19 protein-coding genes are annotated in these 13,503 nt (G+C 59.5%); 18 read left to right on the top strand and 1 reads right to left on the bottom strand.

All coding sequences use genetic code 11. The features are described 5' to 3' along the window. The first annotated feature begins 7 nt into the window (after positions 1 to 7). The 6 genes from AC07VS_RS02420 to AC07VS_RS02395 all read left to right on the top strand — a co-directional run bounded on the left by AC07VS_RS02420 (position 8) and on the right by AC07VS_RS02395 (position 5,094). The gene (locus AC07VS_RS02420; RefSeq protein WP_494750132.1) at positions 8 to 448 is read left to right on the top strand and encodes a phage tail protein; all 441 of its coding nucleotides are present in this window, start codon (positions 8 to 10) and stop codon (positions 446 to 448) included. Next, positions 448 to 1,521: a phage late control D family protein gene (locus tag AC07VS_RS02415; protein ID WP_494750131.1), complete on the top strand. Its 1,074-nt coding sequence runs from the start codon at positions 448 to 450 to the stop codon at positions 1,519 to 1,521. The genes AC07VS_RS02420 and AC07VS_RS02415 overlap by 1 nt, the downstream gene beginning before the upstream one ends. 224 nt (positions 1,522 to 1,745) lie before the next feature. Beyond that, entirely contained in the window at positions 1,746 to 2,198 is a 453-nt protein-coding gene (locus AC07VS_RS02410) for a hypothetical protein (RefSeq protein ID WP_494750130.1), read from the top strand. 97 nt (positions 2,199 to 2,295) lie between these two features. Continuing rightward, positions 2,296 to 3,402, top strand: coding sequence for a hypothetical protein (locus AC07VS_RS02405; protein WP_494750129.1), 1,107 nt, complete (start codon positions 2,296 to 2,298; stop codon positions 3,400 to 3,402). Between the two features lie 69 nt (positions 3,403 to 3,471). Next, the gene (locus AC07VS_RS02400) at positions 3,472 to 4,008 is read left to right on the top strand and encodes a hypothetical protein (RefSeq protein WP_494750128.1); all 537 of its coding nucleotides are present in this window, start codon (positions 3,472 to 3,474) and stop codon (positions 4,006 to 4,008) included. 249 nt (positions 4,009 to 4,257) lie between these two features. Beyond that, positions 4,258 to 5,094: an HNH endonuclease gene (locus AC07VS_RS02395; protein WP_494750127.1), complete on the top strand. Its 837-nt coding sequence runs from the start codon at positions 4,258 to 4,260 to the stop codon at positions 5,092 to 5,094. Positions 5,095 to 5,647: 553 nt separating this feature from the next. On the opposite strand, the gene AC07VS_RS02390 is transcribed toward AC07VS_RS02395, so the two are convergent. Continuing rightward, positions 5,648 to 6,112 (bottom strand): helix-turn-helix domain-containing protein, encoded by a 465-nt coding sequence (locus AC07VS_RS02390; RefSeq protein WP_494750126.1) that lies wholly within the window; start codon positions 6,110 to 6,112, stop codon positions 5,648 to 5,650. Positions 6,113 to 6,190: 78 nt separating this feature from the next. On the opposite strand from AC07VS_RS02390, the gene AC07VS_RS02385 reads away from it, so the two are divergent. From AC07VS_RS02385 to AC07VS_RS02330, 12 genes are all read left to right on the top strand, one after another. Beyond that, positions 6,191 to 6,397, top strand: coding sequence for a hypothetical protein (locus AC07VS_RS02385; RefSeq protein WP_494750125.1), 207 nt, complete (start codon positions 6,191 to 6,193; stop codon positions 6,395 to 6,397). Between the two features lie 93 nt (positions 6,398 to 6,490). Beyond that, positions 6,491 to 6,808, top strand: coding sequence for an Ogr/Delta-like zinc finger protein (locus AC07VS_RS02380; protein WP_494750124.1), 318 nt, complete (start codon positions 6,491 to 6,493; stop codon positions 6,806 to 6,808). A gap of 95 nt (positions 6,809 to 6,903) precedes the next feature. Beyond that, entirely contained in the window at positions 6,904 to 7,215 is a 312-nt protein-coding gene (locus AC07VS_RS02375) for a hypothetical protein (protein ID WP_494750123.1), read from the top strand. Then, on the top strand, positions 7,212 to 7,565 hold the full coding sequence (locus tag AC07VS_RS02370) for a DUF7673 family protein (protein WP_494750122.1): 354 nt from the start codon (positions 7,212 to 7,214) through the stop codon (positions 7,563 to 7,565). The genes AC07VS_RS02375 and AC07VS_RS02370 overlap by 4 nt, the downstream gene beginning before the upstream one ends. After that, positions 7,562 to 7,717, top strand: coding sequence for a hypothetical protein (locus tag AC07VS_RS02365; protein WP_494750121.1), 156 nt, complete (start codon positions 7,562 to 7,564; stop codon positions 7,715 to 7,717). Before AC07VS_RS02370 ends, AC07VS_RS02365 begins: the two co-directional genes overlap by 4 nt. Beyond that, complete coding sequence (locus AC07VS_RS02360) at positions 7,717 to 8,055, top strand: hypothetical protein (protein WP_494750120.1); 339 nt, start codon at positions 7,717 to 7,719, stop codon at positions 8,053 to 8,055. The genes AC07VS_RS02365 and AC07VS_RS02360 overlap by 1 nt, the downstream gene beginning before the upstream one ends. Beyond that, on the top strand, positions 8,055 to 9,869 hold the full coding sequence (locus AC07VS_RS02355; protein ID WP_494750119.1) for a replication endonuclease: 1,815 nt from the start codon (positions 8,055 to 8,057) through the stop codon (positions 9,867 to 9,869). Before AC07VS_RS02360 ends, AC07VS_RS02355 begins: the two co-directional genes overlap by 1 nt. A 29-nt stretch (positions 9,870 to 9,898) precedes the next feature. Beyond that, positions 9,899 to 10,108, top strand: coding sequence for a hypothetical protein (locus AC07VS_RS02350; protein WP_494750118.1), 210 nt, complete (start codon positions 9,899 to 9,901; stop codon positions 10,106 to 10,108). 56 nt (positions 10,109 to 10,164) lie between these two features. Then, positions 10,165 to 10,839 (top strand): deoxynucleotide monophosphate kinase family protein, encoded by a 675-nt coding sequence (locus tag AC07VS_RS02345; RefSeq protein ID WP_494750117.1) that lies wholly within the window; start codon positions 10,165 to 10,167, stop codon positions 10,837 to 10,839. A 49-nt stretch (positions 10,840 to 10,888) separates the two neighbouring features. Beyond that, a complete protein-coding gene (locus tag AC07VS_RS02340; RefSeq protein WP_494750116.1) occupies positions 10,889 to 12,136 on the top strand; it encodes a DNA cytosine methyltransferase in 1,248 nt (415 codons plus the stop codon). After that, a complete protein-coding gene (locus AC07VS_RS02335; protein WP_494750115.1) occupies positions 12,133 to 12,417 on the top strand; it encodes a hypothetical protein in 285 nt (94 codons plus the stop codon). Before AC07VS_RS02340 ends, AC07VS_RS02335 begins: the two co-directional genes overlap by 4 nt. Then, a complete protein-coding gene (locus AC07VS_RS02330; protein ID WP_494750114.1) occupies positions 12,392 to 13,471 on the top strand; it encodes a site-specific integrase in 1,080 nt (359 codons plus the stop codon). Before AC07VS_RS02335 ends, AC07VS_RS02330 begins: the two co-directional genes overlap by 26 nt. The last annotated feature ends 32 nt before the right edge of the window (positions 13,472 to 13,503 follow it).

Below are 13,503 nucleotides of genomic sequence, written 5' to 3'. Positions count from 1 at the left end.
AGCCACCATGATGATGAGCCTCGGCCAGTTCGTGTTCAGCCTGAACACCCTGGCCTTTGAAGAACTGAAGCGACAGACCACCTGGCGCCACCCCAGCAACGCGCGAGTCGGCCAGCGCCCGGCCCGGCAGTTTGTGGGGCCAGGCGATGACCTGATCAACCTGACCGGCGTGCAGGTGCCCGAATTCATGGGCAAGCGCCAGTCGCTGCCCCAGTTGCGCGACATGGCCGACAGCGGCCGGGCCTGGGCCATGGTGGACGGCGCCGGCGGCGTGTACGGCGCCTGGGTGATTGAGGGCATCAGTGAGACCAGCTCGGTGTTTGTGGCCCAGGGCGTGCCGCGGCGCGTTTCGTTTGACCTGAGCCTGGCCCGGGTCGACGACTGGATGGCCGACGCCAGCGGGGGCGTGAACCCAGACGAGACCTGGCCCGTGGATTGGTGGATCTGATGGCGGCCATCCCTTACAAAGACCGGGCGCCCTACCGCGCGCCAGACTTCAGCCTGACGATTGACGGGCGCGACATCACGCCCACCATCGACGCCCGCCTGATCAGCCTAGCCTTGAGCGAATGCCGGGGCAATGAAAGCGACCAGCTTGATCTGGTGCTGAACGACAGTGACGGCGCCGTGCGCCTGCCCCCGCGCGGTGCCGAGATCGCGCTGCGCATCGGCTGGGCCGGCCAGGCCCTGGTCGACAAAGGCCTGTTCATCGTGGATGAAGTGGAGCACAGCGGCTCGCCCGACCAGGTGCACATCCGTGCCCGTGCCGCCGACATGCGCAAGAGCCTGCGCATTCGCCGCGACCAGAGCTGGCATGCCACCACCCTGGGCGACATCGTAGGCACCATCGCAAAGCGCCACGACCTGCAGGGCCGTGTAGACGAGGCCCTGGCGAGCGTGAAGATCGCCCACATCGACCAGACCGGTGAAAGCGACCTGCACTTCTTGACCCGGCTTGCCACCCAGCACGACGCCGTGGCCACCGTCAAAAAGGAGCGCCTGGTGTTCCTGCCCATCAACGGCACGCGCAGCAGCTCAGGCCAGCCCCTGGTCAAGGTCACGATCACGCGCCAGGACGGCGACCAACACCGCTTTCACATCAGCGACCGCGACAGCTACAGCGGTGTGCGGGCCTACTGGCACGACGCGGGTCGGGCCCGCCGGCGTGGTGTGCTTGTGGGCAAGCAGGGTCATGAGAAACGGTTGAAGGACACCTACGGCAGCGAGGCCGATGCGCTGGCCGCCGCGCGTGCTGAGATGAATCGCATTGCGCGCGGCGCCGCCAACCTGGAGCTGAGCCTGGCCGTGGGGCGGCCTGAGTTGATGCCTCAGACGCCTGTCACCGTGAAAGGGTTCAAGGGCGATATTGATGCGACGGATTGGCTGGTGGTGCGGCTTGTGCACCAGCTGGGAGATGGGGGGCTTACCACGCGGGTGGAGATGGAGACAGGAACAATACCTAAGGATGCTGTCGAAATGGAACTTGACTCTGAACTCAAAGCGGCGACAGATAACAACTGATCAGACCTCAATCCTAGACTAAGCGTCCCCAGCTGATTCTTAGTTGTGCTGCGCAAGATCCAACGTTGAACCGCACCCTGAGACGTTTCGACCGCTTTAAAGATCACACACGTTGCGGCGGCAAGTCTAGCGTGTAGGCTATAGTGTTTGAAAAAAATGGACTCACAGATCACCATGTGAAGAAAGAGAAGCACACGGCATTCCATTGGCGGAGGAAAAACGATATGGCATTCAGCAACGACAACGGTGGATTTTCTTTTTCTTGCGAAGACGCAAAAATGTCAATTTGCGCGAGTACATGGAATACTCGCCTATCTCAGATTGGAAGCGATACAGGCCCAATTTACATAATGACTGGAGCCCTTCCTGATGTTGAGTACATCTCGCGAATAGTCGGCAAACGACCCAGAGACATTTCCATCATTGCAAATACACGTGCTTCTTTAGAAGCACAGCAATTAAAGTCTAGGTTTCAGCTAATACGTATCGCTTTACACCAAAAGACAAATGCAAAGGTTGTACTAGTTGCACCAGGGACTGTCTGGGTTGCCAGCGCCGACTTCGGCAAGACAGATCAAATTGAGTCAGCAGTTGGCCTCCATTCGACAACCGCCTACAAAATGACTCTGGAGTCTCTCTTCAACCCGATGTGGGCACAAGCGACCGAGATTTCCTGAGTATTTAACCTCGTCAATCGATCAGCGCCCCAAACAAGGCCGACCTTGACTCGAATACGGGGCGAACGTCATCTATCACACATAAATAAATTATCGCATGCCGGAATCTTTTTTTGATCTACCAAGACGCCTAGCTTCCAGAGTCGGAGAATTTTTCTCATCCAAACTCACGTCAGGAGAGCAGCGCTTCATTTCATCATTTTCCAATCGATGGCTTTCGGTCGCATGGATTTTTATCGCTGCATCTGTTCCAATTTTGATTATTCAAGAAGTCGTATCTGCGCAACAGTATGCCAATGGATTGCCTCAATCCGAGAGCTCGGGATACCTAAAAGACAATCTAACCACACGGCTAAACTTCAACCCAACACTCGACAAGGCCATAGACAGTCGCCTTATACACTCAACCTTGCTAGCAGAATACCTAATTAAAATAACAGCACATCGCACCGAAGACGGAATATCATTCGATTACGAGAATTTAGTAACGTATCGCTACGATACAATGATTGCACTATCAGGATTATGGTTAGTACTTCTCTACGCCTTAAGAATCATTGGAGCAAATAGAGAAGGCCATTCCAGAAAAACAGACCCCCAAAGCCTCGCAAATTCAAAAGAAATATCTCAATTAAATAAAGACACAATCTCACTCTCCAAGGCCACCGACAATACATCCGTCTTAAAAGATGAGGTGCAGTTTGCAAGAGATCGCGCACTAGATATCTATCAGCGCTCCTCAATAATGCTAGTTTCCGGTATAGCCATGGCATTTGTAGGTGTAGGAGCCTTCTACGCCTCTCTTCCTACAATTGGAGCCGACACAAAGACAGAAGCGTTCTTTATGCAAAGTCTTAGGCCGACGGCGATGCTAATTTTCGTGGAGGCAGTCGCTTGGTTTTTGCTTAGGCAATATAGGTCACTTTCAGATGACTATAGGCGCTTCCATCGTATGGCTCAACGTCGAGCAGATTTTCTTGCTGCATTTATGACAATCAATCAACCGAATACATCTGATGCAGCCGTACTCGTTTTAACTACCCTTTTGCAAGAACCCACAACCCTTGTATTGAAGAGCGGGGAATCAACCGAAATGCTTGAGGAAAGCAAAGCGGCCACCATTAATCCAATTTTCGAACTTGCAAACTCCGTCCTGCAGCGTGTCCCAATGCCCAGCGCAAACGACAAAAGAGACCCGACCTAAATACACAAACCTTCCGAAATCCCATAGCAATGTTCTAGTATTGATCGATTAAAGATCGAGGAATTCGTGATGCAACAGTTAACCGGATTTCTACTTAACGCAACAGCGCAAATTAAGCCGGCATACTTTCAGATAGAACTCGATGGCGGAGATCCAGTCTACCGAGAGCGTGTCTATTGCTACGAACTCTATCATCAGATTCGATGCCAATGGCCCACCGATACCCCGTTCTATTTGAACGGCGAACTCGATAAGGTGGCCCACCCTATCCTCCGAATGCTTGGTGCAGACTACGCCAAACCTGACTTATTAGTTCATTGTCCTGGAGACATGGGCAGTAATAACACAATCATCGAGGTCAAGTCTGCAAACGCTCAACGACGCGAGATCAGAAAAGATCTAAAAACACTTGCACTCTTTCGCACCGAGGTCAATTACAGACGAGCGATCTATCTAATATTTGGATTTGAGGCTCTAGCAGCTGCAGATCGGGTCTGCCAAGTTGCAAAGAAAATGGGTGATCTTCCTCTGATCGAACTATGGATACACACCAATCCTGGCGAACCCGCTCAAATCTTGCATTCCGATATTTCGTCAGTTCAATAGAAAATTCAATCTAAACGCCGAATTATCCTACGGCTCAGAAATATCCATGGTTAACTCAAATTTAGCACGGACACATTTCACAAAGCGAGGCATTAATTAACAACCCATCCCGCCTACAGCCCACATGTCATTTCATAAAACCTGATTTGCGGCCATGCAAATCAATCACAAAAGAATAAGACATGTAGACTCCCAAACAAATCAATTTCAAAATACCAAAATCAAATAAATCTCACGAGAGACCACACCATGCGAGAGCCACTAATACGAATGGATTTTTTTGAAACATACTACTATGCCAACATTATTCACAACGTGCTCAACGACATCACACCATATTTGCGCAATTTAAACAATTGGCATGAAGACAGAGAGTCATGGGTATTCCTTCAAGCTTTCCCCAAGTGGAGTGTTTTACACGATTTTGCGAATTATGTTATTGAAAATTTAATATACGAACACCTTGAGAAATCCACTATTGACACGACCCCCTATAATTCTCGGTCAAAATTATGGATTGATCAAGCGCTAAAGCACCATGAAATTGACACCCAAGGATTTCACGCTTGGCTAAAAAAAGAAGGCATTGATATTTCAGACTCAACAGAAGATATTGTTCACGACTATTATGCAGAACTAAGGCTTACAGGTGAACTTGATGCCCTACTGGAGCGCCTGACTCAAGAGGTTTTCCATATTTTATTTGGGAATCGAACCCTTCTTTCAAACCTAAACAGCTATATCGCCAACATCGTTGGACAAATAACAAAAATGGATTTAGCAGCAGAGGAGCAGGATTGGCTCCAAAGCGATGGTATTCCGACCAGAGTTCACATTCCAGAATGGGCAAAAAAAGCGGTATTCTTCAGAGATCGAGGAATGTGTTCGGCATGCAATACGGACCTCACCGGGATCGTTTCAATCAACAAAACCGAGCACTACGATCACATGATTCCGCTGGCCGAAGGAGGCATCAATGACGTCACAAACCTTCAGTTACTTTGCAGTACATGCAATTTGAGGAAGGGCCGCCGCATGATTCCAACATCTTCTAGATATCAGTCGTGGTACTCCAGTGACGAGTAAATCCGCATAAAACCACACTACTCCGTGGTCCCTCTCGCTGAAGATCGTCAGCGAAAATCCCTCCACCTTGCCCTCTGACGCGGCTTTACCAAGGGCCCTGAACATCTGGATCTACTTCCAGCTTTCACCAAGCTCTGCCTCACAGACGAACGGCCAGCCTTGATCGGGACTACCGATCCCACACAGGCACCCCATCCACCAACCGACACGCCTTCGCCACGTCATTGACCATCTCGATCACGCTGCCTAGTGAGTAAGCCTCGCCTTGGTAGTGACACAGCCATGGATCGGCGCCGCCATCTCGCTCAGCAGCCAGATGCCATCCAAAGCCCCCCACAGACAGCAGCAAGCCGACGCTCAGAGCGCCCAAAAAAAAGCATGCGCGTCACCCTGACTTCGGGCCGACATCGGTATCACCAACTTTTGAATGTTGGTGACAGCATCCCCCGTCACCACCTGGCCGGCATCCCGGCGAATCTCAACGCTCCGACTCAAAATCGTCTCCCAGCTCGAAGCGAGCGCCATCGGCCCGCTGCACCAGAAGATCATCTGATCATTTGCGCTTCTTTGCAGAGCTGAAACTGAAGCTGACGGGGGCGCTGAAGGTGGCACCGCCTTCGATCTGTTGGTGAACGTCACCACCGATGACCACGCGGGGTCCATCGGATCGAGACGAATCACCGCCGGTCTGGGCGAGAACGGAAACAACGTCTCGAACGCTCATCTGCCGACTGGGATTGGCGCGTCGGTAGTTCTCGACCAATGCGACCTCCTCATCGGACATCGTCGTCTCGAACGGGGTCGACCTACGGCCAGTGAGCACGTAAAGCACATCAACCCCGGCAGCAGCAGCACGAGCCAGAAAGTCCCCCTTGGGAGCGGAAACACCGCGCTCCCAATCTTGGGCGGTGCGCGCAGACGCCTCCCCTAGATCTGCAAATGCAGGTTGGGAAAGCCCGAGACGCTCACGCTCTTCGCGCAAGCGGGCGCCGATGTTCACACGGATTTCTTCGCTCATCTATTGCAACACGCAGATTTCTGCCTTAGACTTCGGCTCACAGTGAAATTCTTCCTTACACAAAGGATATCGCACGCAATGTCCTCCCAAGTCCAAGCAGCACGCCGCGCCCCGCGAGGCGTCGTCACCGAAAAACCTATCCCCATTCGCTTGCTGCCCGCAGAGCGTGCTGAGGTTGAGGCCTTCGCCCAAAGTGAGTCGCGGTCGCTGGCCTCGTTCTCGCGCCTGATGTTGCTGCGCGGCCTGGCCGACTTTCGCAACAAGAACGCCGCAACCTCGAACTGACCAAAGGTTTCGCGTGCCCAACGACTGGTTCACCCTTAACTCGGCGCCGATGCTTTCGGTTGACTGGGTTTTACCTCTTGCGGAGATGGCCTCATGAGGATGCGTTGCCCCCATTGCAAAAGCAAAGCCTACATCCGCAACAGCGCTCAGGTGACCGAGCTGACACGCAGCGCTGTGGCGGTGTGCACCAACTGGGAATGTGGCCATACCTTCGCGGCCATCATTTCGGTGTCGCACACCATCAGCCCGAGTGCGATTCCAGACCCCTCGGTGATGCTGCCGATCAGTCGGCACGCCCGCAGATCGCTCATTCAGCATCAGCTGAACACCATGCCCTCGGCTGACTACAAGCCCACCCTCACCCCGCCGACCACGCGCGACTTGTTCGAGCTCGACCCGAGCCCCGGCTAAGCCCTAGCCGCCCCGCCCCCTTCCTGTTGTTTCGCCCCTGCGGTGCCTGTTCGGAGGCCCTGCGGGACTTGCTCACCCTGAAGAAAGGAAAAGTCATGTCCATTGCCCCCATCGAGGCCCCTTGCGCCTCGCCAGGCGCCCAGTCGTTTGGCCGCGCCGTGGCCCACGGGTCTGTCTTGCGCCCCCATGAGAAGCCCGCAGAGAAGAGCCTGCTGCAGGTGGCCGCGTTCAAGAGCAGCCTGCCAGACGTGCCGGCCAGCGTGCAGCTAAATGCCTGGGGTGGTGCGTTCTCGGCCATTTACGTGGTGACGGCCGACGAGGCTGAAGAGATCGCCTCGCAATTGCGGGCCGCTGCCGGCCGGGTGCGCGGCATGAATGCCGGGCTGGGTGTGCGGAGGGCAGCATGAATACATCCGCACAAGATCCACTGGCGGCACTTGATCGCCTGTGGCAAACAGCCCAGGGATGCCATGGGGGCGCGAAGGTGTGCGCGGCCCTGTTGCTGGGCCTGTACAACGGCCAGCGCTTCCGCTTCGATTTGACCGACCTGCGGCTGCTGGACGAGCGCCACCTGAATGACTGCCTGGCGGTGCTGCGCATGGATGCGCGCCCGAGGGCCGAGGTGCACGACCTGCTGAACCGCCTGCATGGCGTGAGCGACATGGGCGCCCGGTTTGAGCACCTGGCCTACGACTGGTGCATGAAGGGTGCCGTGAAAAAGGCGGCACTGCCCCCGCTGGAACGGAGGGCGTCATGACCTTTCGCGTGACCCACTTCGACATGCACCACCGCCGGCGGCGTCTGATGGTGCGCGGCGCTGGCAACCGGCTGCAGGCCCTGGCCTGGGTGGAGCAGCTTTACGGTGATGCCTGGTATGTGGCGGCAGTTCGGGTGCTGGGGGCCGCCTGATGGGCACTGTGGCTTCACCCTCGGCGGAAAGCGCCGGCGCGACGCCGGCGCCCAGGGCGCTGCCCCACCGCCGCCGCTTGAACGAACTGCGCGACGAGTTTGTGCAGCGGGCCAGCCAGCAGCGCTGGTCGGATGCCGAGTCGCGGGAGTGGGCTCGGCTGGAGCATGGCCTGCGCATGTCGCTGCTGTTGCTGGCCGGGGTGGATGGCGAACTGTCCGACCTGTCGCACCGCGACTGGCGTGAGCTGCCCGAGGCCGAGCGCATGGCGATCAAGCGCGAAGCGCGGGCCGCCCGGCAGGGCTTTCAGACGCTGCACGCACTGACGGGGCTTTGGTGATGGCTCGGCATGTGTACATGGACTGGTATGCCGTGGAGCAGCAGCAGGCTCGGCATCTGTCCGCCCGCATCAAGGCCGAGGTACCAGCCCAGTGGGGCCGCAGCATCGACGCGATGGCGATCCGACCGCCATCGGACCCGGTTTGGCAGCGCTACTCGGGCTGGCTGGATCGCCTTCAGAAGTTCCGCACCGACCACCGCGAGGTCATCACCTGGAACATGCCCGACGTGGAGGTGTGCCAGCGCGCCGAGACCGTGGCCAATGAAATCGGCGAGCTGCTGAGCCTGTGGCCCACACCGCTGAGCATGCCCGAGCAGGCCCAGTTGGTGCGCCAGGTGTGCAAGGCGCTGGGCGTGGAGCCGCCAGCAGGCGACACAGCGGCTAGCCTGGTGGAGCGCGGTAAGTCGCTGTTCTGGTGGCGGCAGGTGTTGCGCAAGAAAGTGGCGCGGCTCTTAGAGCACGGCTTCATCAAGCAGGGCCTGGTCAACTTCCGCGACGGGGCCTATGTGTCGAACGAGGCGGTGGAGCGTCGCCTGCTGCAGCTCAAGCGCAATGAAGCGCTGCTGGCCAAGTGCCTGGTGCGCAATGAGGCAGGCCAGGTGTACACGCTGAAAGAGCTGGCGGCCGTGTCGGTGGCCAACCCCGAGGTGCGGCGCGGTGAGCTGATGGCGCGCATCCGGGGCTGCGAAGAGTTTGCCGATACAACCGGCCACGTGGGCACGTTTGCCACGCTGACCTGCCCGAGCCGGTTTCACTCGGCGCTGTTCCCGGCCAAGGGCAGCCGCCAGCCGCCGCGGCGCAACCCCAAGTACGAAGGGGCCAGCCCCCGGGATGCCCAGCTTTGGCTGCGCACGATGTGGGCCAGGTCGCGGGCTGAGTTTCAGCGCGAGGGGCTGCAGGTGTATGGCTTCAGGGTGGCCGAGCCGCACCACGACGGCTGCCCGCACTGGCATGCCCTGCTGTGGACAGACAGCCCCCAGGCCATGGAGCGGGTGCAGTTCATCCTGCGCAAGCATTGGCTGAGCGAAGACGGCACCCAGCCTGGCGCCCGAAAGAACCGAGCCCACTTCAAGCCCATGACCCGGGGCGGCGCGGCCGGCTACATGGTCAAGTACGTGGCCAAGAACGTGGTGGGCGGCCAGCTTGGCGAAGACGGCCAGCACCTGGACGCACCTGGTGGCGACCAGCTCGACATGTTCAACGTGGACTCGGGCGCCGTGACCGGTGCGCAGCGGGTGGAGGCCTGGGCCTCGCTGTGGCGCATTCGGCAGTTCCAAGCCATCGGGCAGCCCCCGGTGACGGTGTGGCGCGAGATGCGCCGGGTGACGAAGGACCAAGTGGAGCACGCCCGGATGACGGGCGAGCCGGTGGCTTGGCGCACCTGGGGCGCTGTGCACCGCCACGGCGAAGAGCAGGCCAGTTGGAGCCGCTACATGCATTGCATGGGCGGGGTATGCCGCAAGCGCACCGAGTGGACCCTGCAGGTGGCCAAGCGCTGCACCGAGGCCGTCAACCAGTACGGCGAGACCGTGCCCAAGAAGGTGGCCGTGGGAGTTGAGATGCCCTCGGGCCGCTGGCTGGTGTCTCGCAGGCAGCTGTGGAAGCGCGTGGTGGAGGGGCGTCAAAACCCCGAAAGCCGCGCCAGCATGGCGCGGCCTTGGACTGGTTTCAATAACTGTACGGCCCGCCTCACCGGCGAGCTGCGCCGGGCCTTTTTGGGCTGCGGGCGCCACGAAATCGAGGACTGGACCACCCCTGCGGTGCCGATCCAGCCCGCCACCGGCCTCGGCCGGGCCCCTTCCCTGAGTTTCTGAACGACGAATCCATCACAGGAGGTATGACCATGCCCGCAAAACCGACCCTGCCCCGCCTGGGCATTGCCGACAAGGCCTTCCGGTACCGCCCCGCCGTGGCGACGGACATCCGCAAGACCTTTGCCCGCCTGAAGCGCGAAGCGGCCGAAGCCCAGCGCCTGGCCACGACAGCCCTGGCGCTTGAGCTACCCGACACCGTGGTGGCCCTGCCCGCCCGTGCCAGTCGAGGTGCTGCATGAGCCGCGCCACTGCCATCCCCCGCCCCCATTCAACCTAACGCTCTGTGGAGAAGAACATGAGCCCTCAAACTGCGACGGCCACCAGGCCGCTGATCATTGCCCTGACGGGGCGCCCCGACGTGGGCAAAGACACCGTGGCCGAAGTGCTGGCCCCGGCGCATGGCTTTGCCCGCATCGCCTTTGCCGACGCCCTGCGCCGCGAGGTGGCCGAAGCCTGGCGCATCGACATGCGCCTGCTAACGCACCGCCCCACCAAAGAAACCCCGCTGCCGGCCCTGGCCGCCGGCATGTGCAGCGACCCGGCCTTCATGCGCTGGGTGGCCGATGGCGGCGACAGCCTGACCGAGCCACGCAGCCCCCGCTGGGTGATGCAACGCTGGGCCAGCTACAAGCGCCGGTTTGTGCCCTGCTACTACGCCACCATCGTGAAACGCTGGATCGAGCGCCAGGTGGGCACGGGCTGGACCCGCATCGTGGTGACAGACCTGCGCGACGTGGTGGAGGAGCACATGCTGCGCAACCTGGGCGCCAAGGTGGTTCGTGTGCACCGCCCGCAGGTGGCCACGCTGGCGGCCGACACGGCCAGCCATGTGAGCGAGCGGCACTACACCATTCCGGCGGATGCGGACATCGTGAACGATGGGTCGCTGCAGGCGCTGGCGGAGAGCACGCTGGAGCTGGTCAAGACCCTGACCCACTACGAAACAACCGCAGCTCAGGGGGAGTTCTGATGTGGCTCCATACCCCCTTCACTCCATCGAGCTCTGTGCAGGCGTCGGCATGCTCGGAGAAGGCGTCCGCGCCGCATTCGCTCATCTTGGGATCGAGCACCGAACCGTTTGCTACGTGGAGCGGGAAGCCCCTGCCGCCAGCCAGCTTGTCACGCTTATGGAAGCGGGAGCCCTTGATCCGGCGCCTGTCTGGTCTGACCTGCTCACCTTCGACGGCGCAGCTTGGCGCGACTGCGTGGATCTCGTCATTGCGGGCTTCCCGTGCCAGGACCTCTCCATTGCTGGCCGCCGGGCTGGCCTGGACGGGAAGCGCTCAGGGCTCTTCTTCCGGGTTCTCGACATCGCCGACGCTTGCGGTGCGCGGGGCCTCGTTCTGGAGAACGTCGCAGGCATCGCTACTGCCACCGCCTCCGTTGTGGACGAAGCCGAAGGGGCTCTCGAAGAACGCGCCGCCGCCCGCGTCCTGGGAGAACTGGCCGACCGCGGGTGGCATGCGGAATGGATCACTTTGTCAGCAGCCGATGTGGGTGCCAGCCATGGGCGGGCCCGGTGGTTCTGCTTTGCCTGGCGCATGGAGCACCCCTTGTGCGCACGATGGGCGCAGACCCGGGCCGGATCTGAGGTCCACCCAGGGTGCCAATCTGAACCGGGAGGCGTCGACCTGGATGACGCCCAGTGTTTCAAATTCTCAAGGGAACCAGTACACGCGAGACCAGGGGGCTGCAGGTGCCGAGCGGCTGACGCTGACGGGCCAGGCAATGAACTGGACCACGCCTTCAGCGTCGGACGGCGATCGAGGCGGCCGGATGACGCCGGCCATGACGGGCAGCTCGCTGACCCAGCAGGTGGGGTCATGGCCCACGCCAACGGCGCAGGACTGCGAGCAATCCGGCGGGGCGATGTGCACGGCAACCGGGAGACGGGGGCAGTCACTGTGGCACGCCGCGACCGCAGAATGGCCGACCCCGGCCAGCAGGGATTTCCGGACGCCAAACAGCCAGGAAAGCCAGGCGCGCCGCCAGCACTCCGGCGGCGAGCAGCTTCCGAACTTCGTGGAGCACCACTTTTCGCACCCGGTCCTATCGACCCTCGATGGCCGTCCATTGTCGCCAACAGGCCGGACCTTGCCCCGGCGGTTGAACCCGGCGTTCGCATGCTGGCTCATGGGATGGCCTATCTGGTGGACGAATCCCGCACTCACCAGCTCCGTCAGGTCGGAAATGGCGTCGTACCGCTGCAGGCTGCAGCAGCACTTGTGCAGCTTCTTCGGCGCGCAGGATTGGGAGCCAACTCATGACTAGCTCCACCCTGCCCTTTCTCACAGATGCGGAGATCGCCCAAATCTGCGAACCACTCCGCCTTCCTGGGGCTCAGTGCCGGTATTTGAAGAAACTCGGACTGATGGTCAACACCAAACCAAACGGGCGAGCTTTGATCGCCCGCAGCGAGTTTGAACGAGTCCTCGGTGCGGCTCGCTTCGGCGAGCCGCAGGGCAACGCCCAACTGGGCCCCAACCCTGCAGCATTGAAAAACTACCTGGAGAGCCGAAAGAATGGGCCGCAAGCGCAAAGACGGTGATCCACTGGGGCTGGCAGGAACGCGGCTGACCTTCAAAAACAGTGCTTTCTACTATCGGCACCGCGATGGGCGCTGGGAGCGCGTTGGCACCGACCTGAAGACCGCAAAGGAGCGAGCGGTCCTCTATAACGATCCGGCGGGGGTGTACGGAACATTGGGGTATTGGCTGGATCGCTTCCTGGTCGAGTGTGCCGAACGCGTCAAAGCCGGCACCCTCGCGCCGCGCACGCTCTCGGACTACAAAAAGAACTGCGAGCCACTGAAGGCCTTCTTCGGCACCATGCTGCCGGAGCACGTCCAGCCGGTCCATGTGCAGAACTACCTGGACATCGGCCAAAAGGAGGGGCGGCCCGTTCGGGCAAACAGAGAAAAGGCCTGCTTGAGCTCTTGCCTGAGCTGGCTCATGCGCAATGGGCACTCGACGCTGCAGGTGAATCCTTGCATGCAGGCCAGCGGAACGAAGGGCAACCCCGAATCAAAGCGCGAGCGCTACGTGACGGGTGAGGAGTACATGGCAGTCTTCAATGCGGCCGGCATCCAGGTGCGGCTCTTGATGGAGCTGACATATCGGACGCTCCAGCGGCCAGAGAGCGACATCATCCTTTGGACGCCCGCCATCCTGGCGCGAGACCCGCACTCCAAGCAACGCATGCTGGACTTTGAGCAGGGAAAGACAGGGCGCCGGATCAAGATTCGCCTGAGCGAGCGCCTGGAGATGCTCATCCTGTCGGCAGCGGGCGCAATTCCGCGCCTGGATCAACCCCTTGTGCACAACCGCCGGGGAGAGGCCTATGGGTACAGCGGAATCATGTCGATGCTGACTGCGGCCATCAAGCGGGCCAACAAGGCACGAGCAGCAAATGGCCTGAGCCTGATCCCTGCCTTCGGGTTCCGGGATCTGAAGGGCAAAGGGGCCACGGACATGTGGCGTGCAGGAACGCCCATCGAGCAAATTCAAATGCTGTGCGGCCACGCCGACAAGGGCACCACCGAAAAGTACATCAAAGCACGGTGGAGCGAACTGGCCGAGCCTAACGAAGTGGCCATCTTGTGAGTCTCATATACAGTGTTTTCAAAAAATTCTCC

The organism is Curvibacter sp. GW821-FHT01G03 (genome assembly GCF_059422285.1).
Note: the sequence above shows the minus strand (reverse complement) of the source record. Positions and strands in the feature narration are given on the sequence as shown.